25 protein-coding genes, 1 tRNA gene and 1 pseudogene are annotated in these 20,612 nt (G+C 63.4%); 13 read left to right on the plus strand and 14 right to left on the minus strand.

What is annotated here, in order from left to right:
- Positions 1–131: 131 nt before the first annotated feature.
- From QMK17_RS15525 to QMK17_RS15545, 5 genes and pseudogenes are all read left to right on the plus strand, one after another.
- Positions 132–446 (plus strand): annotated as a pseudogene (locus QMK17_RS15525) (hypothetical protein); the annotation flags it as partial.
- Between the two features lie 26 nt (positions 447–472).
- Positions 473–931, plus strand: coding sequence for an RDD family protein (locus QMK17_RS15530; protein ID WP_283510309.1), 459 nt, complete (start codon positions 473–475; stop codon positions 929–931).
- A gap of 4 nt (positions 932–935) precedes the next feature.
- Positions 936–1,946, plus strand: coding sequence for a PHP domain-containing protein (locus QMK17_RS15535; RefSeq protein ID WP_283510176.1), 1,011 nt, complete (start codon positions 936–938; stop codon positions 1,944–1,946).
- 62 nt (positions 1,947–2,008) lie between these two features.
- Positions 2,009–2,848, plus strand: a complete 840-nt coding sequence (locus QMK17_RS15540; protein ID WP_283510177.1) for an alpha/beta hydrolase family protein — start codon at positions 2,009–2,011, stop codon at positions 2,846–2,848.
- Positions 2,849–3,056: 208 nt separating this feature from the next.
- Entirely contained in the window at positions 3,057–3,365 is a 309-nt protein-coding gene (locus QMK17_RS15545) for a hypothetical protein (RefSeq protein WP_283510178.1), read from the plus strand.
- A gap of 49 nt (positions 3,366–3,414) precedes the next feature.
- On the opposite strand, the gene QMK17_RS15550 is transcribed toward QMK17_RS15545, so the two are convergent.
- The 7 genes from QMK17_RS15550 to QMK17_RS15580 all read right to left on the minus strand — a co-directional run bounded on the left by QMK17_RS15550 (position 3,415) and on the right by QMK17_RS15580 (position 6,666).
- Positions 3,415–3,903 (minus strand): FBP domain-containing protein, encoded by a 489-nt coding sequence (locus tag QMK17_RS15550; RefSeq protein WP_283510179.1) that lies wholly within the window; start codon positions 3,901–3,903, stop codon positions 3,415–3,417.
- Between the two features lie 29 nt (positions 3,904–3,932).
- Positions 3,933–4,502 (minus strand): TetR/AcrR family transcriptional regulator, encoded by a 570-nt coding sequence (locus tag QMK17_RS15555; RefSeq protein WP_283510180.1) that lies wholly within the window; start codon positions 4,500–4,502, stop codon positions 3,933–3,935.
- 120 nt (positions 4,503–4,622) lie between these two features.
- A complete protein-coding gene (locus QMK17_RS15560) occupies positions 4,623–5,069 on the minus strand; it encodes a GNAT family N-acetyltransferase (RefSeq protein ID WP_283510181.1) in 447 nt (148 codons plus the stop codon).
- Positions 5,070–5,218: 149 nt separating this feature from the next.
- Positions 5,219–5,309, minus strand: a tRNA-Ser gene (locus QMK17_RS15565).
- A gap of 60 nt (positions 5,310–5,369) precedes the next feature.
- Positions 5,370–5,567, minus strand: a complete 198-nt coding sequence (locus QMK17_RS15570) for a CsbD family protein (RefSeq protein WP_283510182.1) — start codon at positions 5,565–5,567, stop codon at positions 5,370–5,372.
- Positions 5,568–5,653: 86 nt separating this feature from the next.
- Positions 5,654–6,106 carry a nucleoside deaminase gene (locus tag QMK17_RS15575; RefSeq protein WP_283510183.1) on the minus strand — a complete coding sequence of 151 codons (453 nt, stop codon included), beginning with the start codon at positions 6,104–6,106 and terminating at the stop codon, positions 5,654–5,656.
- Positions 6,103–6,666 carry a tRNA adenosine deaminase-associated protein gene (locus tag QMK17_RS15580; protein WP_283510184.1) on the minus strand — a complete coding sequence of 188 codons (564 nt, stop codon included), beginning with the start codon at positions 6,664–6,666 and terminating at the stop codon, positions 6,103–6,105. The genes QMK17_RS15575 and QMK17_RS15580 overlap by 4 nt, the downstream gene beginning before the upstream one ends.
- Before the next feature lie 32 nt (positions 6,667–6,698).
- Here QMK17_RS15580 and QMK17_RS15585 point away from each other — a divergent pair, with 32 nt between their 5' ends.
- Positions 6,699–7,706 (plus strand): prephenate dehydrogenase, encoded by a 1,008-nt coding sequence (locus tag QMK17_RS15585; RefSeq protein WP_442972772.1) that lies wholly within the window; start codon positions 6,699–6,701, stop codon positions 7,704–7,706.
- Here QMK17_RS15585 and QMK17_RS15590 read toward each other — a convergent pair.
- Positions 7,679–8,194 carry a putative glycolipid-binding domain-containing protein gene (locus QMK17_RS15590; RefSeq protein WP_283510311.1) on the minus strand — a complete coding sequence of 172 codons (516 nt, stop codon included), beginning with the start codon at positions 8,192–8,194 and terminating at the stop codon, positions 7,679–7,681. The two genes, QMK17_RS15585 and QMK17_RS15590, sit on opposite strands and share 28 nt — an antisense overlap.
- A 270-nt stretch (positions 8,195–8,464) precedes the next feature.
- On the opposite strand from QMK17_RS15590, the gene QMK17_RS15595 reads away from it, so the two are divergent.
- On the plus strand, positions 8,465–8,788 hold the full coding sequence (locus QMK17_RS15595; protein ID WP_442972773.1) for a hypothetical protein: 324 nt from the start codon (positions 8,465–8,467) through the stop codon (positions 8,786–8,788).
- Positions 8,789–8,840: 52 nt separating this feature from the next.
- Here the strand turns inward: QMK17_RS15595 and QMK17_RS15600 are convergent, their stop codons facing one another.
- Together QMK17_RS15600 and QMK17_RS15605 are read right to left on the minus strand one after the other, a co-directional pair.
- A complete protein-coding gene (locus QMK17_RS15600) occupies positions 8,841–10,628 on the minus strand; it encodes an ABC transporter ATP-binding protein (RefSeq protein WP_283510186.1) in 1,788 nt (595 codons plus the stop codon).
- Positions 10,621–12,411 (minus strand): ABC transporter ATP-binding protein, encoded by a 1,791-nt coding sequence (locus QMK17_RS15605; RefSeq protein ID WP_283510187.1) that lies wholly within the window; start codon positions 12,409–12,411, stop codon positions 10,621–10,623. The genes QMK17_RS15600 and QMK17_RS15605 overlap by 8 nt, the downstream gene beginning before the upstream one ends.
- 198 nt (positions 12,412–12,609) lie before the next feature.
- Here QMK17_RS15605 and QMK17_RS15610 point away from each other — a divergent pair, with 198 nt between their 5' ends.
- The 6 genes from QMK17_RS15610 to QMK17_RS15635 are packed head-to-tail and all read left to right on the plus strand — an operon-like array spanning position 12,610 to position 16,432.
- Positions 12,610–13,773: a DNA cytosine methyltransferase gene (locus QMK17_RS15610; protein WP_283510312.1), complete on the plus strand. Its 1,164-nt coding sequence runs from the start codon at positions 12,610–12,612 to the stop codon at positions 13,771–13,773.
- Positions 13,770–14,597: a hypothetical protein gene (locus QMK17_RS15615; protein WP_283510188.1), complete on the plus strand. Its 828-nt coding sequence runs from the start codon at positions 13,770–13,772 to the stop codon at positions 14,595–14,597. The genes QMK17_RS15610 and QMK17_RS15615 overlap by 4 nt, the downstream gene beginning before the upstream one ends.
- A 9-nt stretch (positions 14,598–14,606) precedes the next feature.
- Positions 14,607–15,014: a very short patch repair endonuclease gene (locus tag QMK17_RS15620; protein WP_283510189.1), complete on the plus strand. Its 408-nt coding sequence runs from the start codon at positions 14,607–14,609 to the stop codon at positions 15,012–15,014.
- On the plus strand, positions 15,011–15,676 hold the full coding sequence (locus QMK17_RS15625) for a DUF998 domain-containing protein (RefSeq protein ID WP_283510190.1): 666 nt from the start codon (positions 15,011–15,013) through the stop codon (positions 15,674–15,676). The genes QMK17_RS15620 and QMK17_RS15625 overlap by 4 nt, the downstream gene beginning before the upstream one ends.
- Positions 15,677–15,687: 11 nt before the next feature.
- Positions 15,688–15,927 (plus strand): hypothetical protein, encoded by a 240-nt coding sequence (locus QMK17_RS15630; RefSeq protein WP_283510191.1) that lies wholly within the window; start codon positions 15,688–15,690, stop codon positions 15,925–15,927.
- 10 nt (positions 15,928–15,937) lie between these two features.
- A complete protein-coding gene (locus QMK17_RS15635) occupies positions 15,938–16,432 on the plus strand; it encodes a GAF domain-containing protein (RefSeq protein WP_283510192.1) in 495 nt (164 codons plus the stop codon).
- Here QMK17_RS15635 and QMK17_RS15640 read toward each other — a convergent pair.
- Genes QMK17_RS15640 through QMK17_RS15655 form a run of 4 tightly spaced genes read right to left on the minus strand, consistent with a single transcriptional unit; the run spans position 16,412 to position 20,599 of the window.
- On the minus strand, positions 16,412–18,079 hold the full coding sequence (locus tag QMK17_RS15640; RefSeq protein ID WP_283510193.1) for a dihydroxyacetone kinase family protein: 1,668 nt from the start codon (positions 18,077–18,079) through the stop codon (positions 16,412–16,414). The two genes, QMK17_RS15635 and QMK17_RS15640, sit on opposite strands and share 21 nt — an antisense overlap.
- Before the next feature lie 9 nt (positions 18,080–18,088).
- Positions 18,089–19,207 (minus strand): CaiB/BaiF CoA transferase family protein, encoded by a 1,119-nt coding sequence (locus tag QMK17_RS15645; protein WP_283510194.1) that lies wholly within the window; start codon positions 19,205–19,207, stop codon positions 18,089–18,091.
- A gap of 4 nt (positions 19,208–19,211) precedes the next feature.
- Positions 19,212–19,841: a 3-oxoacid CoA-transferase subunit B gene (locus QMK17_RS15650; protein ID WP_283510195.1), complete on the minus strand. Its 630-nt coding sequence runs from the start codon at positions 19,839–19,841 to the stop codon at positions 19,212–19,214.
- Complete coding sequence (locus QMK17_RS15655) at positions 19,838–20,599, minus strand: CoA transferase subunit A (RefSeq protein ID WP_283510196.1); 762 nt, start codon at positions 20,597–20,599, stop codon at positions 19,838–19,840. Before QMK17_RS15655 ends, QMK17_RS15650 begins: the two co-directional genes overlap by 4 nt.
- Positions 20,600–20,612 lie beyond the last annotated feature (13 nt).

A 20,612-nucleotide genomic window follows, 5' to 3' on the forward strand; every position in this document is an offset into this window, starting at 1 on the left:
AAGACCATCGGACGAGGGCAACAACGGTTCGATCAGACCCCACTGCTCATCGGTGAACATCTGCAATCTCGACACGAGAAACATTCTCGAGCACAACCACACTCACATCTAGGAGACACGCCCTAGCTGTCTCCAGAGTCGACCTTGACAAGGCAATAACCAGAGTCGACATCGACGCTGTAATCGGACGTGTCGACCTCGATGCAATCGTCGATACCGTCGACCTCGATCGGCAGGTCTCCCGCGTCGACCTGATTGCGTTCGCGAACCTCATCATCGACGGTGTCAACCTTCCCGACATCATCCGAGATTCGACCGGATCACTGTCCGCCGAGGCCGTGCGGGGAGTCAGGAGCCAGGGCATGAACGCCGACGACGCCGTCTCGCACTTCGTCGGACGATTGTTCGGCCGCGAGGCAGGGCAAGCGGGGCAGGCTACGACGTGAACGGCCCGCATCCCAGTATCGAGGACATGAACCCGGCAGGCATCGTCACCCGCGGCGTCGCTGCGGTGATCGACCTGGCCGTCGTCGCAGTAATCATGGCTTCGGTCTACGTGGGTACCGTGTTCGTACAGTTGCTGTTCGATCCGCAATCGTTCACTTTCCGGTCTCCCGCTGCGACCCTGTCCATCTCGGCGCTCATCGCAATCTCGATCGGTTACCTGACACTGTGCTGGGCGACGACGGGCCGGACCGTCGGGGCAACCATGATGGGAATTCGGCTGGTCTCACCCCATCGCGGATCGTTGCGGTGGCCGTTGGCTGCCCTGCGTGCGGTGTTGTGCGTGCTGTTCGCTTTCGGTCTGCTGTGGGTTGCCGTCGACCGACGTAGGCGTTCACTCCAGGACATCGTGTTGCGTACGTCGGTGGTGTACGACTGGAGCCGATCACTTCCGACGACCGACCCGCACCCCATTCCTGGACACTAGTGACATGGACCCGATCGAAGCTCTTCGTGAGATCGCCTACTGGCTCGAACGCTCCCGGGCGGACACCCATCGCGTCAAGGCATATCGCAAGGCTGCCGATGTCGTCGAATCTCTGAGCCCCGCAGCTCGTTCCGAGAGGCAACAAACGGACTCGTGGTCGGCGCTACCAGGTATCGGCGCCAAAACGTCGCTGATCATTCGCCAAGCGCTCGCAGGCGATGTGCCGGACTATCTGACCGAGAAGCGAGGCGAAGCCGAACCGATCGGTCAGAACGATCTACGGTTGGCGCTGAAGGGCGATCTGCATACTCACTCGAACTGGTCCGACGGCGGCAGCCCTATCGACGAGATGATGCGAACTGCCAAACGGCTCGGCCACGAGTACTGCGCCCTTACCGATCACTCCCCCAGACTCACCGTTGCCAACGGTCTCACCGCGGAGCGCCTCAGGCGACAACTCGACGTGATTGCCGAACTGAACGATCAGCTCGCGCCATTCCGCATTCTCACCGGCATCGAGGTCGATATCCTCGACGACGGCAGCCTCGATCAGGACGAAGGCCTCCTCGCTGAGTTGGATGTTGTTGTCGCAAGCGTACATTCGAAGCTTCGCGCAGACTCCGATGTCATGACGCGAAGATTGGTGAATGCCGTCGCGAACCCGCACGTCGACGTGCTCGGACACTGCACCGGCAGGCTCGTCGAAGGCGGGCGCGGAACCAGGCCGGAATCGAAGTTCGACGCCGAAGTGGTATTCGAGGGGTGCAAGCAGTTCGGCACGGCCGTCGAAATCAATGCACGACCCGAGCGTCAAGATCCGCCGGAACGTCTGATCGACATCGCACTCGAACGCGGTTGCCTCTTCTCCATCGACACCGACGCGCATGCACCTGGCCAGTTGGATTGGCAAGGGTACGGGTGCGTGCGAGCCGCGGCTCGCGGGGTGCCGGCCGAACGAATCATCAACACCTGGTCGGTCGACGACCTTCTCGCCTGGACGGGTGGCGATCGGTGAGATCCCACCGACTCCTGGCTCTTCTGAGCACCTTCCCTTTTCTTTTCGGCTGCAGTACCGCAATGGACCATTCGGTTCCGCCACTCCCGACGCCGTCGCCCGCTCTGGTCCCTGCTCTCGCCGACCCGCCCGTTCGCTTGGCGTACGGCCCGGACAAGGACAATTTCGGCGATCTTTACCTCCCGAACAACGGAGCAGATTCCCTTCCCGTCGTCGTCATGGTGCACGGTGGCGGCTGGCAGCAGAAGTACGACATGACCTACTTCGGACCGATCTCCGAGGCCGTCGCCGACCACGGAATCGCGGTGTGGAACATCGAGTATCGCCGCGGCGCCGGCGAATATCGTGACACTCTCGCCGACGTCGACGATGCCACCGAGGCATTGGCTACAACGGTCCAGGAAGCGTCGGGTGGCCGCCTTGATCTGGACCGAGTGCAGGTAGCGGGCCATTCGGCAGGCGGTCAGCTGGCCGCATGGTTGGCCGGACGCCACACTCTGCCGCCGTCGGCGCCCGGCGCGCAGCCCCACATTCTCCCGCGCAGCGCGACCATCATGGCCGGCGTGTTCAACATGGCTCGCGCTGCGCTCATCGGCGACGACCGACTCGTCCCTGCGTTTCTCGGCGGCATGCCCGACGAGGTTCCCGATCGCTATCGACTCGCGTCGCCAATCGCCAGCCTTCCGATCGGTGTCGAGGTCACGGCGATACACGGCGACGCCGACACCACCGTCTCGGTCAACCAGAGCAAGGCGTACGTCGACGCCGCACGTACATCCGGTGACCCGGCAGAACTAGTCGTACTGCCGGGAGCGGGGCACGGCGACTTCGTGGACCGAGACTCGGCCGCCTGGACCACCACCGTGGACACCATCACAGCCCATGCCGCCGATCTCGACTGAGCTCTGGTACACATGCCCCATGAAGCGGATGGGTGTTGTCGGCGTTCTTGTTGCTCTCGTGCTGGCAGGTTGTAGCGGCGAGTCGACAGACGAAGCAGCACCGCCGTCGACCACGGCGCCCCAACCAACCTCGACCCAGCCAACATCTACACAGCCAACGTCGACCCAGCCAACGTCGTCGGTTGCGACAGCCGCCGAACCAGCGGTGGTGACCCCGCCCCAAGCGCAGTCCGAAGCCGCCGAGACACCTGCAGGGGCTGTTCCCGAGGCCTCGACCGAGCCTGGCATTCCCGGTGGAACCGACAAGCCCCACGGCGAGCAACTGTATGCCGAGACGTGTCAGCAGTTCATCACCGTGATCGACGGCGTCGCCGCGACGGGCGTCTCCTCGCGGGAGCAGTCCGCTACCGGTCTTGCGGCTCAGTTGCAGGGCAACCCGAGTTGGTCGACGCTTCCTCCTGCGGATCAGCAGGAGATTCTGCGCGGGCTGACCGCTGCCGGGAAAGGGATGTGCTGAACACTCGGCCCCTGAAGAGCTCGCAGAGAAGGGTCTAGGTCAACCTTTTTCAGGTGTACAGGCGATCCACGAACAGCTCGATGTTCACGCGCACACGTTCTGCGCGCTCTTCGGGCGTGAGGTTCTCGCGGTAACGATTTCCGAGCGCTGGCGTCTTCTTTCCCCTCGCATACAACGAGCACAGCAGGTCGGTGCAGATGTAGGTGCCGACGGTGTTGCCGCGACGCCCGGATTCGCCCACCTTTTTCGCAGTCATCAACGCCACGTCACCGCGCGAATGCGTGGTCGTACAGACGGTGCACATCTGAGCTCGGTCCGATCCGCTGGATTCGTATCGCAACGCGATCCCGACGAGACCATCCACGCGTGGAACAACGATGTAACTTCGCCCCGCGTAGGAGAGATCGGACCAGCCCAGGAAATCCAGCTGCTCCCAATCGGTAGTGCCCAGCTTCGCCGGGACGTTGAGACGCTTCGTGTCTCCCTTGGAACAGTTGACGAACGACGCCCTTATATCTCGTTCGGTGACAGGATCCATGATTCTTCTCCTTGTGAAATACGGTGAAACTAGCTCGACGGCCAGGTCTCCAGCGCATGGTGCAGCACGTCGAGCACTCTCGCCCACGACAGTTCCGACTCCCGCGGGGTATGGCTGAAGCCGCCCGACGCTTCCAGCGCGATGTAGCCGTGAAATGTGCTGCCCAGCAATCGGACTGCGTCGGTTTCGTCCGGCTCGGTGAGCGAATATCCCCGCAGCACTGCCCGCGACATCAACGAGTGACGCCTAGCATCGCTGGCCGCCGCCGCTTCCGGATCGAGCGCGAATTGCGTTGCCGCATAACGTCCAGGATGCTCCCTGGCATAGTCACGATAGGCACCGGCGAACGCGACGAGAGCGTCCTTGCCTGCCCGGCCGGCCAAGGCGTCGGACACCCGGTCGGCGAGATCGGACAGTGCCGCCACCGCCACTCGCTGACGAAGGTCACGCAGGTTCTTGATGTGCGAGTACAGGCTCGCGTCCTTGACACCGAACGATCGCGCCAGAGCGAGAACGGTGACGTTCTCGAAGCCGATGTCGTCGGCCATGTCGCCTGCCGCCTCGGTCAGACGGGCAAGTGTCACCCCAGCGCGCGCCATCACATTCCTAACTAGTCACTGTGGCTTATTTCCTAGCCACCCTAGGAAGGGTAGAGCATCGGGCATCCGCGATCAAACAATTTTCGAGCGGTCACGCTGCGATGGAAGGCGGCGATCAATTCACCGTCGCTCGGCTGAGTAGATTCGCTCGATCGGGATGGTGCCGTCTGCCATAGTCCAGTCGGCGCCTCTCGTGCCCAGCAAGGTCCAACCGGTGCGCTCGTACAGTGAGATCGCCGACGAAGAGTGCTCGATGACGTCGAGCATCAGCGCTCGACCCCCGGCGTGTGTGCGCGCCCGGTCCAGCAAGGCTTCGCCGACACGCATGCCTCTGGCGGAGGGAGGTACGAACAAACGCGACACCCAGAACCCGTCCTCGCGGTCCACCAGAACTACGTGTCCGACGAGCGCGCCGTCTACTTCCGCCACCCATGCCGCTTCAGTCGGTTCGAGCCAGACGACGGGATCGGCCGGCCATCGGTCCGGGTAGCCGTCGCAGTCGTGCACTTCTCGCAGCGCCCGGACGCACTCCGGCAGATCCGCTTCGAGTCGACGACGAATTCTCACGGCTCAACGCTAGCCGCGCACCTCCCACCGACCGCGCACTGTGCAGATCGCGCCAACACCTAGAACCTGCGCCACAACCCAGAACCCGCGCCACAATCCACCCACCGCACAAAAAAGCTCCCCACCTGCATGAAGCAGGTGGGGAGCTTTGGCGGTGGCGGAGAGATTTGAACTCTCGGACGGGGGTTACCCGTCACGCGCTTTCGAGGCGCGCTCCTTAGGCCGCTCGGACACGCCACCGCGGAAAACTGTACCGCAGTGGCGGCCCGAGACTAAATCGCCTGGTCGGGCACTGTTGAATCAGTGTCCGGTGAGCTTGTCCTTGATGTTGGAGGCTGCGTCCTTGACCTTCTCCGCGCCGTCTTTCACCGAAGCCGAGACCTGGTCGCCCTTGCCCTCGTTCTTGAGGTCCTTGTTACCAGTGACCGAGCCTGTGGCTTCCTTTGCCTTGCCGCCCAGGTCCTCAGTCTTGTTGCTAATTTTGTCGTCGAGTCCCATGAATGCCTCCTGAGAATATGAAGAGGGCACTACGCCCCTTGCATGAGCACGCTTACCCGACGGCTCGACCTACAAACATGAAAAGTTCATGAGCGTTTCGACGAGAAGAACTCACGCAGCAGCGCGCCGCATTCGTCGTCCAACACACCGCCGCGCACGAGCGGGCGATGCGTGAGCCGCTGGTCGCGAACGACGTCCCACAACGATCCGACAGCACCCGTCTTCGGCTCCCACGCGCCGAACACCACGCGGGACACTCGCGCCAGCACTAACGCGCCCGCGCACATCGTGCACGGTTCGAGCGTCACAGCCAGCGTGCAGCCTTCGAGTCGCCACCCATCGCCGTGGACAGCGGCAGCAGCGCGCAACGCCAGCACTTCGGCGTGAGCCGTCGGGTCACCGGTTGCTTCGCGGGCATTGGCCGCACGAGCCAGCTCCTTGCCGTCTGCGTCGAACACCACAGCACCGACAGGTACGTCCGTGTCCGAGGCACCCACAGCCGCTACGAGAGCGGCGCGGATGTAGTCCTCGTCACTCACCTGAGCAGCTTGTCCAGCACCGTTCCGAGTTGATCGGAAAATCCGAGTCGCTGAGCGATCGAGCCGAGCTGCTCGTCGGGATAGAGATCGGTCTCGGCGACGATGATGCTCATCACCGCTTCGGGCAGGCCAAGGTCGGCCAGCAGCCCCAGGTCTCCCTCGGGCCAGGGCTCGATGTCGTCCAGCTCGTCTTCGTCGAAATCTGGGATGTCGATGTTCAGCTCGTCCAGGACATCTGCGGCAATGTCGTACTCGCCTGCAAGACTCGCGTCGGACAGCAGAAGCCGCGTACCGGAAGGAGCGGGGCGAAGAACCACAAAGAGCTCGTCGTCGACGTCCAGAAGCCCGAAAACTGCACCCGAACTCCTCATTTCGCGCAGCTCGGTTTCGGCAGCGGACAACGACGTCAATGCGGAGGCCGGTAGGGGTGTCACGCTCCACTTGCCGTCCTCGCGGACGACGGCGACCCCAAAACCTTCGAGGTCCTCCGAAGCGTTGCTCTCCGGACCGTCGATCTTCTTCGCCTTGGCGGAGCTGTTACTCGCGCGCTGTGCAGCCATGCGCGCAACGGTAGTCGCCGCACCGCCTCAAAATGAAGTCCACCGTGCGCGCGAGTGCATGCACGTATGTCAACCTGTTCACCGTGACTACTGCTCCCGTCTGTGTGCTCGGCTTGGGACTGATCGGCGGATCGATCCTTCAGGCAGCTGTTCGTGCTGGTCGAAGTGCCTGGGGATACAACCGTTCAGCGGAGGCCATCGCAGGGTCGAGCGAAGACGGATTCGAGACGGGAACCGATCTGAAAGCCGCTCTGACCCGCGCGGCCGAGACCGGTGCGCTCATCGTTATCGGTGTGCCGATGCCCGCTGTCGACAGCATTCTCGGCGCCATCGCCCAGTACGCTCCGAACAATCCGATCACCGACGTCGTCAGCGTCAAGGCAAAGGTAGCGGCCGCTGTGGCAGCGCGAGGCCTGTCCGCTCGCTACGTCGGCGGGCATCCGATGGCGGGTACCAACGAATCCGGCTGGGGTGCCGCTAACCCTGATCTGTTCCGCGACGCTGTCTGGGTCGTCGGCGTCGACGACAATGCCGACCCCGATGTGTGGCGACAAGTGGCCTCGCTGGCACTGGACTGCGGTTCGGTCGTCGTACCGGTCGAGAGCACCGAACACGACCGAGCCGTCGCGCGGATCTCGCACCTACCGCACTTTCTGGCGGAGACCCTGGCGTCCGTCGGCGCAGCCGGCGGACCGCTGGCGCTCGGGCTCGCCGCAGGCTCGTTTCGCGACGGCACCCGCGTTTCCTCGTCGGCACCCGGCCTTGTGCGTGCAATGTGCGAGGGCAACGCGGCAGCACTCACCGTCGCTCTCGACGAAGCCCTCGAACTACTGACCGCCGCACGTGCGGCCCTGGCCGAAGACGGCTCGGCGGACCTCCTCGTGCGGGAGGGAAATCTCGCACGTATCGAGTACGAGAATCATCGGCGGTGGGAAATCATCGACGTCGAACCAGGCGCCGATGGGTGGTGCGAGGCACTGCGCGAGGCCGGCCGTCGCGGCGGCGTCGTACGTCAGATTCGCTCGGCGAGTCCCGGGTAGTTGAGCACGAAGCCGTCCGCGTCCACGGTCACCGACGAACTGGAGACCGGCGAGAGGACATGGATGCCATCAGCCCCACTGCTGTAGGTGAGGTTGGCTTCCTGGATGCTCAAGTCGAGCAGATTCACGTAGACGACGGGCACCTGCTGGTCGATCGAGTCGGTGTGCAATCCGAGCCTGCGGATCGGCAGAGTGTTGAAGAACGGGCTGAGCACGACGTCGACATCCAGCGCACCGTGGTAGGTCGATCGCTGGTGGTTAGACGAATTCTCGACCATCCAGTAGCCCTCGTCGTCGAGGCTGACCGATGCCTGCTTCTCGCCGCCTGCGACGAAGGTACGCAGCGAAAGCCTGCGGGTTACACCGGTCTCGTCTGTCACCAGGTCGTATGAGGCACTGAATGCGGGATGCTCGTCGCACGCGCCGCCGATGATGCGTCCAGCGGCCTTGATGCGGTTGCCGTTGAGCTGAACGCGAACCGACTCCATCCGGGGGGCATCGTGCGCTCGCCACGTCAGAATTGCCGGCCAGGACCCTGTCGACTGCGCTGGGGCGGAAGCGCGTTCTACACCCGATGTTGGAGTGGTCACTCGACTACGGTAGGCGACAGCCCGGTCAGAAGACCAAGCGGTAGTGACTTTTATGGCCACCGAGCCCATGCCGGTACCCGGTTCTGCAGGCTTTGAACCAAGGAATCCCCACTTGGCCGAACCAGTTCACGTGGCATCGATTACATCCACGTCACTACTGTGTACCTCGTGACTGCAGGTGGCTTCGACTTCGCGCACTCCGAGCAGGCCGCGAAAAGTCGACACGACAAGGCAACGGCCCTCGCCCGCTACATCTGGGAGCGTGGCATCGACAGCGGGGAACTGCTCGCCCTGCCCGATGCGACACGTCGAAAGCTGGCCAGGGCCGCCGACCTCAGTCCGCCCAGCACGATGGAGACGTGGACGATCGCCGCCGAACTGCTCGATCAGAAGAGCGCTTGGGCACAGGACAATGCGGCCCATCCGTCGGCGACTCCTGCGCACGCCGACGAGAAGATCATGTGGGTGAAGCCGCCGATTGCGCCCTGGTAGTGCGGCTTTGCCGCCCGTGAGCACTTATGCACGCGCCAATGTACCTAAACGCTCACGGGCTGCGGAGCAGCGCTCCAGGCCCGATCACGTCCGAGGGCCGCCCGTCTTCGACAATCGTCCCGTTCGCCATCACCAGCACCCTGTCGGCGATGGCGACAGTCGAGAGTCGGTGCGCGATGATCAGTGCCGTCCGACCGTGCAGGATCGTCTCGAGCGCACGCTGGACGAGCAATTCGCCGGGGATGTCGAGGCTGGACGTTGCCTCGTCGAGCACGATCACCGCGGGCGCAGCCAGGAACACCCGAGCGAACGCGACGAGTTGGCGCTGCCCCGAGCTGAGTCGGCCGCCGCGCTTGCGCACGTCGGTGTCGATGCCGTTCGGCAGGGTGGAGATGAACTCGGTCAGCCCGACGGCTTCTGCTGCGGCAGCGACCTCGGCATCTGTCGCGGACGGCTTGCCGAGGCGGATGTTGTCGGCCACGGAACCGGAGAACAGGAACGACTCCTGCGTCACCATGACGATGTGCTCGCGCATGTTTTCGTCACCAAGGGTGCGCAGGTCGATGCCGTCGAGACTGACGGTTCCCGCCGTCGGATCGTAGAACCGTGCAAGAAGCTTTGCCAACGTGGACTTTCCGGCACCGGTGGCTCCGACCAACGCCACGACTCGACCCGCGGGGACATGCAGCGAGAACTCGGGAAGTACAACGCGGTCGGCACCGTAGGCGAACTCCACCTTGTCGAAATCGAGTTCACCCCGAGCCGCGGCGAGACGCACCGGGTTGCTCGGCGACTCCACCGACGGCTGTTCTTCCAGTACTCCCGAGATCTTCTCGAGCGCGGCAGCAGCAGACTGGTAGGAGTTGAACACCTGAGCCAGCTCGTCCAGAGGTCCGTAGAACCTGCGCAGGTACAGGACGTAGGCCGCGAGCACACCGATGTCCATGTGGCCGTTGATCACTCGGTAACTCCCGAACACCACGATGACTGCGAGCGTGAGGTTACCGATCCACCGGACGATGCCGGTGTAGCTGGCCATACCGCGCAGCGCAGCCGTCGTCGCATCGCGGTATTGGGTGTCTTCCGTCTCGAGAATTGCGTTGTTGCGACCTTCGCGACGGAACACCTGGACTGCGCGAATTCCGCCCATCGACTCCACGAAGTGGACGACGACCTTGGCGATTGCGACGCGGGTGCGGCGGTAGTCGCTGCGTTGCTCGCGCTGCGACCACCGGGTGACGAGTACGAGCGGGATGAAGCCTGCAAGCACGATCAACGCAAGTGGCACATCGAGATACACGAGAATCACCGCGATACTGACGATCGACAGCACCGCGGACAAGGCGTCGTTCAACGCACTTTCGAGCAGTGTCTGCAGTGACTCCACATCGCTGGTGAGTCGAGAAATCAACCGTCCCGAGGTGTACTTCTCATGAAACGAGAGGCTCAACTTCTGCGCATGGGTGAATACACGTCGGCGCAGATCGAACAGAATCGACTGGCTCAGTCTGCCCGAGACCATCAGGAACCAGTACGTGGTGATCGCACCGAGAATCCCGAATGCGCTGTACCCGAGCACCGCCGACACCAGTGGAGCCCAATTGCCGTCCACTGCCGCCGAGACGCCGTTGTCCAGCGCGTACGCGATGAACAACGGCCCGGCAACGAACGCGAGGTTGTCGACGATGATGATCGCGAGCGCCAACAGCGCCTGCTTGCGATACGGCCTGATCAGCGATATCAACAGTCGCCTCGATCGGCCGGCGAGGATCGTGTTACCGCTGGAATCGACTGTGGAATCTTCGTTTCCGGTTCCACGCCAATCAGTCTGGTCAGCCATCGATCGACCCCATCACGTGGCGGTACTTCGCCGACGTCGCCAACAATCGTTCGTGCGTACCCTGTTCCACGATTGTTCCGTTCTCGAGATGCAGCACTCGGTCGGCAAGGGCGGCGGTGGACGGTCGATGCGCGACGAGCAGTGTCGTCGAGTGCGTCAGAACTCGTCGTAAATCTTCTTGAACAAGCGCTTCGGTGCCGACGTCCAACGCCGAGAGCGGGTCGTCGAGCACCAGAATTCGCGGCTTTCCGAGAACTGCTCTCGCCAACGCCAGTCGCTGACGCTGCCCGCCGGACAAGCTCATGCCCTGCTCACCGATCCGAGTGTTGATACCCCACGGCAGTGTCTCGACAAACTCTCGGGCGTGTGCGATGTCGAGTGCCTCGTCGACGTCGGCATGAGTGGCTGCCGGCCGACCGAGCGCAATGTTCTCGCGCACGCTGGCCGAGAACAGCACCGGATCCTCGAACGCCACCGACACGACCGAGCGCAAGTCCGCCAACGACAACGTCCTGATGTCGATTCCATCGATTGTCACCGAACCTGCCGTGACGTCGAACAACCTCGGTACCAAGTTGGTGAGCGCGGTCTTGCCGCTACCCGTGACGCCGACCAGCGCGACGATCTCACCTGGCTCGATACGGAAGTCGACGCCGGTGAGAAGCGGGGCGGTGGCGTCGGGGAACGTGAATCCGACGCCACGAAATTCCAGTACCCCTCGCACGTTCTGCGGCAGCACAACGGGATTGACGGGTTCGGTGATCGTTTCCGGGGTATCCATGATCTCCCAGTAGCGATCCGCTGCAGTGCGCGCGTTGTTGAGCTCGGCCAGCAAGAAGCCGAAAGATTCGATGGGCCACAGCAGAAACGCCACGATCGCCATTGCCGCGACGAGCATGCCTGCCGTCATGGTTCCCTGAACGATCGAATATCCACCGAACGCGAGCATCGCACCGATTCCGATCGGCGGGATGCCGACGATCAGCGACCACAGGATTGCGAGGTAGCGGACCTTCTTCATCTCGGTCCCGCGCAGCGTTGCAGCGCCGCGCAGGAACCTGCGGCCCAGGTGCGCGCTGCGCCCGAACGCCTTCAGGACACGGATGCCCTGGATCGACTCCTCGACGGTGGTGGTGACATCGCCCGCTTGATCCTGGGCGTCGCGCGCAACGACGCGGTACAGCCCTTCGAATCGAGTGCAGATGATCACCAACGGAATTGCGGTCACCGACATGACGAGCCCGAGTTGCCAGGACTGAACGAACAGCACACCGAGACCGACAACCAAGGTGACTGTATTGATGATGATGAACGGGCCGACGAACGCGACGAACCGACGCAGCGACGACAGGTCCGAAATCGCGCGCGAGAGCAGCTGGCCGGATTCCCAACCCTCGTGCGCCGATACCGAGAGCCTCTGCAACTTGTCGAACACCGCTGCGCGGGCTGATATCTCGAACTGACTCGACGGCGCGGACACCAGGTAACGACGAACCCAGATACCGAGGGCATCGATGGTTCCCAAAAGGACTATGAGAGCGGCAGGCCACCAGATCGCGGAGAAATCGCCGTCGGTGATCGGACCGTCGATGACGCCCTGAATCACCAGCGGAATCACGAGGCCGGTCAGTGTGGCGATCAATGAGACCGTGATCGACAGCGTGAAGTGCCACCGGTACGGCGCGAGGAACGGAAGAAACCGGGCCAGCGAGCTTCGGGTGCCGCGCTGGCGGTTCGACTGTTCGGCCGTTGTCGTCCGACTTTCGAGAACACCCGTGGACACGTTTTTCTCCTTACATGCTGTGGAATGCATGGTTTCACTCCGGCAGCCCTCCGACCAACCGATTTTTCTCGTGCGGCATTCCACGCACCGGTGTGTGTGGCAGAACCTGTCGGAGTTCTCGAGTAACGTTCTGCATGAGTTTTGGCCTGCATTGGAAGTCGTTGCTGCAAGAGAAGGGTGCCCGTGAGTTCACGATCGATGGTCGGGCTGTTCGCCGGGATCGGCGGGCTCGAGTTGGGGCTCTCGGAGCAGGGCTGGTCGACAGAATTGCTGTGCGAGATCGATCCGGGTGCAGGCGCTGTCCTCGGTGCACAGTTCCCCGGCGTCCCCTTGGCCACCGATGTGACCAAGCTGCGGGCATTGCCGCCGGAAACCGAACTCGTCGCCGCCGGCTTTCCGTGTCAGGACCTGTCGCAAGCCGGTCGTACCGCAGGCATCACCGGTGCGCGGTCGGGCCTGGTCGACGAGGTATTCAGGCTGGTCAAGCGTCGCAACGGCCCGCGGTGGCTACTTATCGAGAACGTTCCGTTCATGCTGCAACTCGGCCGGGGTGCAGCAATGAAACACATCACCGACGCATTGTCCGATCTCGGCTACATGTGGGCCTACCGCGTCGTCGACGCCCGGTCGTTCGGGCTTCCGCAACGCCGCCAACGCGTGCTGATGCTCGCATCGCGCACCGAGGATCCCCGCGAGGTTCTGTTCTCCCAGGACGAAGGACCGGTGCCCGACGGTGACCCGTCCGATCAGCCGTGCGGCTTCTACTGGACCGAGGGCACCCGCGGCCTCGGCTGGGCGGTCAATGCGGTTCCGACGCTCAAGGGTGGCTCGTCCATCGGCATCGCCAGTCCGCCTGCAATCCGATTGCCATCCGGCGAGATCGTCACGCCCGGCATCGTCGGCGCCGAGCGGCTTCAGGGGTTCGATCCCGATTGGACAGCGCCCGCGTTGGCGCTGCCTGGTGTGCGCGCCGGGCATCGGTGGAAGCTCGTCGGCAACGCGGTCAGCGTGCGGATGGCGTCGTGGGTGGCCTCTCAACTCGAGCGCCCGCAGCTCCACGACGACTCCGACGACGTCGAACTGATGCCGGGGCAAGCGTGGCCTACCGCTGCATGGGGATCCAACGGCTCGGCGTACCGCGTGCACCGATCGACGTGGCCGGTCCACGAACCGTACGAGAACCTCAGCGACTTCCTCGACGACTCGAAGTTGCTGTCCGCCCGGGCCACTGCCGGGTTCCTCAAGCGCGCCCGGATGGGCAATCTGCGGTTCGTGCCGGGATTCCTCGACGACGTCGAATCTCATCTGGACCGCATGGGCGGTCATCCCAGCCCCACATCCCGAGCGGCCCCGGCAGCATGAGCGATCAGCTGTTTCCCGATCCGCCCGCGCTGGCTCGGCCCTTGGCGTTGGCGGGCAACAAGCCCGCACCCGACGCCGATCGCAGCGACAAGAAGAACTACGCGCAACGACTGTCGAACCACCTGGCTCAAACCGTCGCCGACGCCCTGCGGCCGCACTACCCGAACATCACTCCCGACGCGTGGGGCGTCGGGCAGGAAGCGCAGGTCGACGTCGCGAAAGGACGCAAAAGACTCGACGTCAAAGCTCTCGATCCGACGCTCGGGCTCATCCTGTGCGTGTCGATCAAGACCTACAGCTTCCGTGACTTCAGCCCACGGACCGGAAAGTTCGGGCGCTGGACCAAAAACATCGTGCGCAACGACCACGAATTGCGCGGCGAAGCGATGGTTCTCCACCAGCGTCAGCCCTACAGCGTGCTCATCGCCGTCATGTTCGAACCGTTTGCCACATGCGACGACGGTGACGCCTCCAAGGCCAGCGATACCGGCAAGTCGTCGTTCGCCCATCACGTGACCACGCTCTCCAAGCGATCCGGCCGCGGTAAGCGAGCAGTCGTCGGTGGCCCGAGCAAGATGTGGGTCGACCTCGGCGCCGAGGACACCCGCTACGACCTGTTCGAGAAAGTCTTCATCGGGCTGTACGACACCGACGGCACAGTGCGCTTCTTCGACGTCGACGAGTCGCCGCCGCGCAACGGGCGCCCGACGGACGCGCAGACGCTGGGGTTCGAGGACTTCGTCGCGCTCGTCCACGGGGAGGTCGAGCGTCGCAACAAGTTCGCGCCCACGTGGTCCGAGCCCGAGGACAGTGAAGACGGTTAATGTCAAAGGGTGGACAAGCCACTGACCGACGCCGCCACCAGCGCGCGGCTCAGCAAGCAACGCAGGCGAGATACCAAACCCGAGGTTGCGCTTCGCCGTGAACTGCACAGCCGTGGTCTGCGTTATTTTGTCGACCGGGCACCGCTGAAAGGTCTGAGGCGTCGGGCAGATCTTGTCTTCCCTCGTCGAAAGGTCGCGGTCTATGTCGACGGATGCTTCTGGCACAGCTGCCCCGTTCACTCCACGAAACCGCGCAACAACGCGCAGTGGTGGGCTGACAAGTTGGCAGGCAACGTAGCTCGTGATCGCGATACCGATGTGCGCCTCGCGGCCGAAGGATGGACCGTCGTGCGGGTGTGGGAGCACGAGCCGGCGGGCGAGGCTGCCGACAAGGTGGAGCTAAAGTTGAACCAGTGACGCAACGGAGAGTCACCGTACTGACGGTGTTACTGGTGGTCGCCGGGTTGCTGTACTCAGCGTGGGTGGCGGAGTTCTTTCTCGATACCGGGCTCGACCCGACCCATTCTTTTCTCAGCGAGCTGGACGCGTCCGATCAGCCGTATAGAGATTTCTTCAGTACCGCGGATCTGATCACGGGGTTGCTCCTGATCGCGGCATCGGCGATCGGAATGTGGGCATTGGCCCGCACGCGGTTCACCAGCACCGGCTGGATCGCTGTCGGGATCTTCGGCGCCGCGACGATCGCCGATTCGCAGCTGCCGATCGAGTGTGTCGCCGAGAACGACCCGACCTGCCCGGTCGAGCCGAGCGGCCTGTTCCCCCAGCTGCATCACATTCACGCGCTGACCAGCACGATCGCGGTGTTTGCTGTGTTCACCGCGATCGTGGCATTCACGGTCGCGGCATTCCGCTACCGGACGCTTCCTCTACTCCGCACCGCCGGATTGGCCGTGCTGATTGTCACCTCGCTCGCCACCGCCTGGCTGATGATCGCCGACAACCTCCCCGGCACCTACAGTCTCGGGCTCGCACAACGGATCCAAGTGTCAGGAATGTCGCTGTACCTGGCAGTGCTCGGGTTCGCCGTTCTCAGACCGGGAGTACCGCTGACCAGGTAGCTTTCCTCAGTATGTCGGGTAAAGATCGCATACTGAGCTTCCTGAAGACGCATTGGATTCCAATTATCCTGGTCATCCTCGCGGTGGTGTTCATCGCCGAGAATCGCTACCGCACCACCATCGAACTATTCTGGCTGCAGATCAGCTCACCACTGTGGTTGATTTTGCTGGTGCTGTTCGCTGTCGGTTTTGCAGCCGGGCGGCTGAGTGCTCGACGGCGCAGTGATCGACAGGCGCGGGTGAAGAAATAGACTGCGGTGCATGTCGTTCACCGCAACCGCACTCGAAGGCTCGAAGACCGATCAGTACGAGCAGCTGGTCCAGCAGGCTCGGGCCCTCGTCGACGGAGAGTCCGACCGCATCGCCAATGCCGCCAACATCTCGGCGCTCGTCTATCACGCTCTCCCCGAGGTCAACTGGGCCGGTTTTTACCTGTACGACGGCACCGAACTGGTTGTCGGCCCATTCCAGGGGCAGCCCGCATGTGTACGGATCGCACTGGACAAGGGCGTCTGTGGCGCCGCAGCAACGACGCGGAAGACGCAGCGAATCGCTGACGTCCACGCTTTCCCCGGCCACATCGCGTGCGACGCAGCGACGCGTTCGGAGGTGGTTGTCCCGTTGTACGACGGAGAGACCCTCGTCGGCGTCTTCGATCTGGACAGCCCGGTCTCGAATCGATTCGACGCCGAAGACCAGGCAGGCCTCGAAGCTATTGCCTCGATTTTCACCCAATCACTGAACAACACAGTCTGACGCAGCGCTGAAGAACCACGCCATCACCAACGCGCCGGGGTCGACGACGCCGCGAGCTGCGTCCCCGACGTAGGAAGCTCGCCCGAGGCGGGCGAGCATGTCCTGCGTCGACTGGGCTCCGGCCTCGCCTGCCTGGGCAGCGGCCCGCAATCCCTCGACCAGATCGGTAGCTGCTTCGAGCGCGTCGACGGCCGGAGCGATGGCGTCGACCATCGTATTGTCACCGACACTCGCACCCCCGACTTCGGTGATGCTGTCGAGTCCTCCCCTGGCTGCCGCGGTAATCGATGCGAGGTCGACGGTCTCCAGGCTTCGGTAGAACTGACGAAACCAGATTCCGAACAGCGCGCCGGACGTGCCTCCGGCATGCCCCAGGTACGCCTCCGACACAGCCTCGAATATTGTTTGTGCCGAATAGGTTTCGCGGATACTGGCTAGATCGAGCTGTTCCAGTGCCGCGACCATGTTGGTGCCGAAGTCGCCGTCACCGGCCCGCCGGTCGAGATCGGTCAGCGCAGGTTCTTCCGCGAGCACCCGCTCCACCCATGCCGCAACCCACCCTGATACGAAACGATCACGTGAACTGCCGTTTTCAGTCGGGGTGAAGCTCGGACCGAAGCCAGCGCGCTCGCCCAGTTCCGACTGCCCACTCGCAGTGACATTCGGCCATGCCGGCGCGTCTGTCGGCGCGTCCCAGAGTTCGAGCATCTCGTCGTCCACCCGCACCAGTGTGATCGACGCCCCGCCCATGTTGAGTGCGGTGACAAGGCTGCCGACCAGCGGACGAGCAACCTCGATCCCTTTGTCGGACAGGAACTCTGCCAGCTCGCCATAGAGCAAGTGCAGCTCCATTGGATGCGTCGCTCCGAGACCGTTGACGAAGGCGATGACCTTGTCGCCGCGCTCGAGTTCCAGCGAATCGATCACCGGCTGAGTCAGCGCGGCGACGATCTCTTGCGCTGGCATCGTGGGTACTCGCTGTGTTCCGCGCTCACCGTGGATACCGATCCCGAGCTCGATTTCACCGTCGGGAAGGTCGAACGACGGCTCGCTCGAACCGGGCAACGTACACGGGCGAAGCGCAACGGCCATGCTGCGCGCACCACCGGCGACCCTGCGACCGAGCGCGGTGATCGAGGGCAGCGAATCCCCTCGCTCTGCCGCGGCACCACAGATCTTCTCGACGACGACGGTGGCCGCCGTGCCGCGCCGCCCCGGTCCGTCGCCGTCGGTGCGTTCGGTGGCAACATCGTCGTCGACCAGAACGAAATCGGCTTCTATTCCGTCTTCCTGCAGCAGCTCTCGCGCAATCCGAAAGTTCATCACATCGCCCGTGTAGTTCTTGACGATGTGCAACACTCCTCCGCCGACATTGATCGCCTTCGATGCCTCGTGCACCTGCAACGCGTTCGGCGAAGTGAAGACCAGGCCCGGACAGACGGCCGTGAGCATGCCTGACCCGATGAACCCCGCGTGCATCGGCTCGTGACCAGACCCGCCGCCCGACAGCAGCGCGACCCGGCCGGAAGCAAGGGGCTCGCGGCGCGTCAGAAAACCGGGATCGGCGTGCCAGGCAATGTCATCGGTGGAGGCGACCAGCCCGCGGAGGGTGTCGGCAACGAACGTGGAGGCTGAGTTGACGAACATTCCCCCACCCTAGCCAGGGAACGTCGGCGGCGGCAGGCGGTAGTCGACCGGGGTGGCCGAGAAGTCGATCGGATTGCGGACATGCTTGCTCACCGCTCCCGGCACGTCCACCCGCGGATTCAGACCGAGGGACTCGGCGAACTCGAACGCTTCCTCGATCGAGTTGACCGGCCCCGCCGGAACGTGACGGTCGGTCAGGGCTCGATACCACTCGTCAGCGGTACGCGAGACAAATTTCGAGGTCAGCTGATCGACCAACACATCCCGATTCTCCACGCGTGCGGAGTTCCCAACGAATCGCTCGTCGCCCGCCAGGTCCGACAGTCCGAGCACCTCCACCAGCGCGGCGAACTGCTTGTCGTTGCCGACGGCAAGGGCGAGGGGACGGTCCGCCGTCTCGAACACCTCGTACGGCACGACTGACGCGTGCTTGTTTCCCATCGACCTCGGGACTTCACCGGAACCGAGGTAGGCCGCAGACTGATTGCTGAGCGCTGAGAGCACACACGCCATCAGGCTGGTATGTACGAGCTGCCCGGTACCGGAGACCGAACGATGATGCAGCGCAGCAAGAATACCGGCGAGCGCGTGCAGGCCGGTGGCAACGTCGACCATCGCTACGCCCACTTTCGTGGGTGTCTGGGCATCGGGGCCGGTGACGCTCATTAGCCCTCCCATGGCCTGGACCAACAAGTCGTAGCCCGGTAGCGCAGCACCTCCGCCGGTGCCGAATCCGGTGATGGAACAGTAGATCAGCCCGGGCTGCTCGTGCGACAACGCTTCATACCCGAGGCCAAGGGATTCCATCGTTCCGGATCGGAAGTTCTCGACGAGAATATCCGCGCGCGAGACGATCTCACGAGCCTCGGCGGTACCCCTGTCGGATTTCAGGTCGATCACGCGCGAGGTCTTGTTCCGATTGACCGACGCGAAATACGTTGCCGTTCGACTCGAATCGTAGGGCGGTCCCCACGATCGGGTGTCGTCACCGCCGCCCGGACGCTCGATCTTGATGACCTCGGCGCCCATGTCGGCGAGCATCATCGTCGCGTACGGGCCGGCAAGCACGCGCGAGAAGTCGGCGACGACGAGGCCCGCCAGGGGCCCTGAGTTCTCGGTTTCAGCCACCGGCTCACCCTAGCGGCGCGCCGGTAACTGCTTCCACCTGCTCTCGGGTCACGCCGGGAGCAAGCTCGGCCAGGGCCAACGTCCCGTCACCCACGACGTCGATCACCGCGAGGTTGGTGATGATCCGGTTCACCACGCCCTGCCCGGTCAGCGGCAGTGTGCACGTGTCCAGAATTTTCGGGTTGCCGTCGCGGTCGGTGTGCTCCATGACGACGATGACTCGGCGGGCACCGTGGACGAGATCCATCGCCCCGCCCATCCCCTTGACCATCTTGCCGGGAACCATCCAGTTCGCCAGGTCACCGGTGCGCGAGACCTGCATTCCGCCGAGTACCGCGGTGTCGATGTGTCCGCCGCGAATCATGCCGAACGACAGCGAGGAATCGAAGAATGCCGCACCGGGATTGACGGTGACGGTTTCCTTGCCCGCATTGATGAGGTTGGCGTCGATCTTGTCCTCGGTCGGGTACGGCCCGGTTCCGAGAATGCCGTTCTCCGAGTGCAATACAACCCTGACAGCAGGGGTGAGATACGCCGGAATCAGCGTAGGCAAACCGATCCCGAGGTTGACGTACTCACCGTCGATCATCTCAGCGGCCGTACGCTCGGCCATCTGATCGCGTGTCCAGCTCATGCCTGACCTCCTGCACTGATCGTGCGCTTTTCGATTCGCTTCTCCTGCGGGCCGGTGTGCACGATGCGCTGCACGAACACTCCTGGCAGATGCACTGCGCCCGGGTCGATTTCACCGGGTTCGACGAGTTTCTCGACCTGCGCGATCGTGATCTTTCCTGCCATCGCCGCAAGTGGGTTGAAGTTCATTGCGGTCTTGTCGAACACGAGATTACCCTCGGTGTCACCGATTTCGGCATGCACGAGCGCATAGTCGGCGTTGATCGCCTCTTCCATCACGTACCGCTTGGACCCGAACACCCGCGTTTCCTTCGGCGGTGATTCGATCGCGACGGAGCCGTCGGCGTTGTAGCGCCACGGCATCCCGCCGTCGGCGATGGGACTTCCGACGCCCGCCGGGGTGAAGAACGCAGGAATACCGGTACCACCGGCGCGCATACGCTCGGCGAGCGTGCCCTGCGGAGTCAGTTCCACCTCGAGCTCGCCGGCCAGGTACTGCCGCGCGAACTCTTTGTTCTCTCCCACGTACGAGGCCGTCACCCTGCTGATCCGACCGTTGGACAGCAAAATCCCGAGGCCGTGATCGTCGACGCCACAGTTGTTGGAGAACACCTCCAGATTCGACGCGCCGGTTGCCACGATGGCCTCGATCAGCGCGTCGGGAATGCCGCACAGCCCGAAGCCGCCGACCGCTATCCGTGCCCCGTCGCCGATATCGGCAACTGCCGAGACCGCCGATTCGAATACTTTGCCTGCCACTGTCGAACCCCTA

Source organism: Rhodococcus sp. G-MC3, from assembly GCF_030063335.1.
GTDB lineage: Bacteria > Actinomycetota > Actinomycetes > Mycobacteriales > Mycobacteriaceae > Rhodococcoides.

What these genes read in the sequence shown, in the direction of transcription:
- QMK17_RS15555 (WP_283510180.1), bottom strand. Translation starts at nt 4,502, where the DNA reads ATGGCGCGCGCTGGGGTGACACTTGCCCGTCTGACCGAGGCGGCAGGC.
- QMK17_RS15590 (WP_283510311.1), bottom strand. Translation starts at nt 8,194, where the DNA reads ATGGAGTCGGTTCGCGTTCAGCTCAACGGCAACCGCATCAAGGCCGCT.
- QMK17_RS15610 (WP_283510312.1), top strand. Translation starts at nt 12,610, where the DNA reads ATGGTCGGGCTGTTCGCCGGGATCGGCGGGCTCGAGTTGGGGCTCTCG.
- QMK17_RS15650 (WP_283510195.1), bottom strand. Translation starts at nt 19,841, where the DNA reads ATGAGCTGGACACGCGATCAGATGGCCGAGCGTACGGCCGCTGAGATG.
- QMK17_RS15550 (WP_283510179.1), bottom strand. Translation starts at nt 3,903, where the DNA reads ATGGATCCTGTCACCGAACGAGATATAAGGGCGTCGTTCGTCAACTGT.
- QMK17_RS15535 (WP_283510176.1), top strand. Translation starts at nt 936, where the DNA reads ATGGACCCGATCGAAGCTCTTCGTGAGATCGCCTACTGGCTCGAACGC.
- QMK17_RS15530 (WP_283510309.1), top strand. Translation starts at nt 473, where the DNA reads ATGAACCCGGCAGGCATCGTCACCCGCGGCGTCGCTGCGGTGATCGAC.
- QMK17_RS15635 (WP_283510192.1), top strand. Translation starts at nt 15,938, where the DNA reads ATGTCGTTCACCGCAACCGCACTCGAAGGCTCGAAGACCGATCAGTAC.
- QMK17_RS15570 (WP_283510182.1), bottom strand. Translation starts at nt 5,567, where the DNA reads ATGGGACTCGACGACAAAATTAGCAACAAGACTGAGGACCTGGGCGGC.
- QMK17_RS15580 (WP_283510184.1), bottom strand. Translation starts at nt 6,666, where the DNA reads ATGGCTGCACAGCGCGCGAGTAACAGCTCCGCCAAGGCGAAGAAGATC.
- QMK17_RS15630 (WP_283510191.1), top strand. Translation starts at nt 15,688, where the DNA reads ATGTCGGGTAAAGATCGCATACTGAGCTTCCTGAAGACGCATTGGATT.
- QMK17_RS15585 (WP_442972772.1), top strand. Translation starts at nt 6,699, where the DNA reads ATGAAGTCCACCGTGCGCGCGAGTGCATGCACGTATGTCAACCTGTTC.
- QMK17_RS15540 (WP_283510177.1), top strand. Translation starts at nt 2,009, where the DNA reads ATGGACCATTCGGTTCCGCCACTCCCGACGCCGTCGCCCGCTCTGGTC.
- QMK17_RS15640 (WP_283510193.1), bottom strand. Translation starts at nt 18,079, where the DNA reads ATGTTCGTCAACTCAGCCTCCACGTTCGTTGCCGACACCCTCCGCGGG.
- QMK17_RS15600 (WP_283510186.1), bottom strand. Translation starts at nt 10,628, where the DNA reads ATGGCTGACCAGACTGATTGGCGTGGAACCGGAAACGAAGATTCCACA.
- QMK17_RS15615 (WP_283510188.1), top strand. Translation starts at nt 13,770, where the DNA reads ATGAGCGATCAGCTGTTTCCCGATCCGCCCGCGCTGGCTCGGCCCTTG.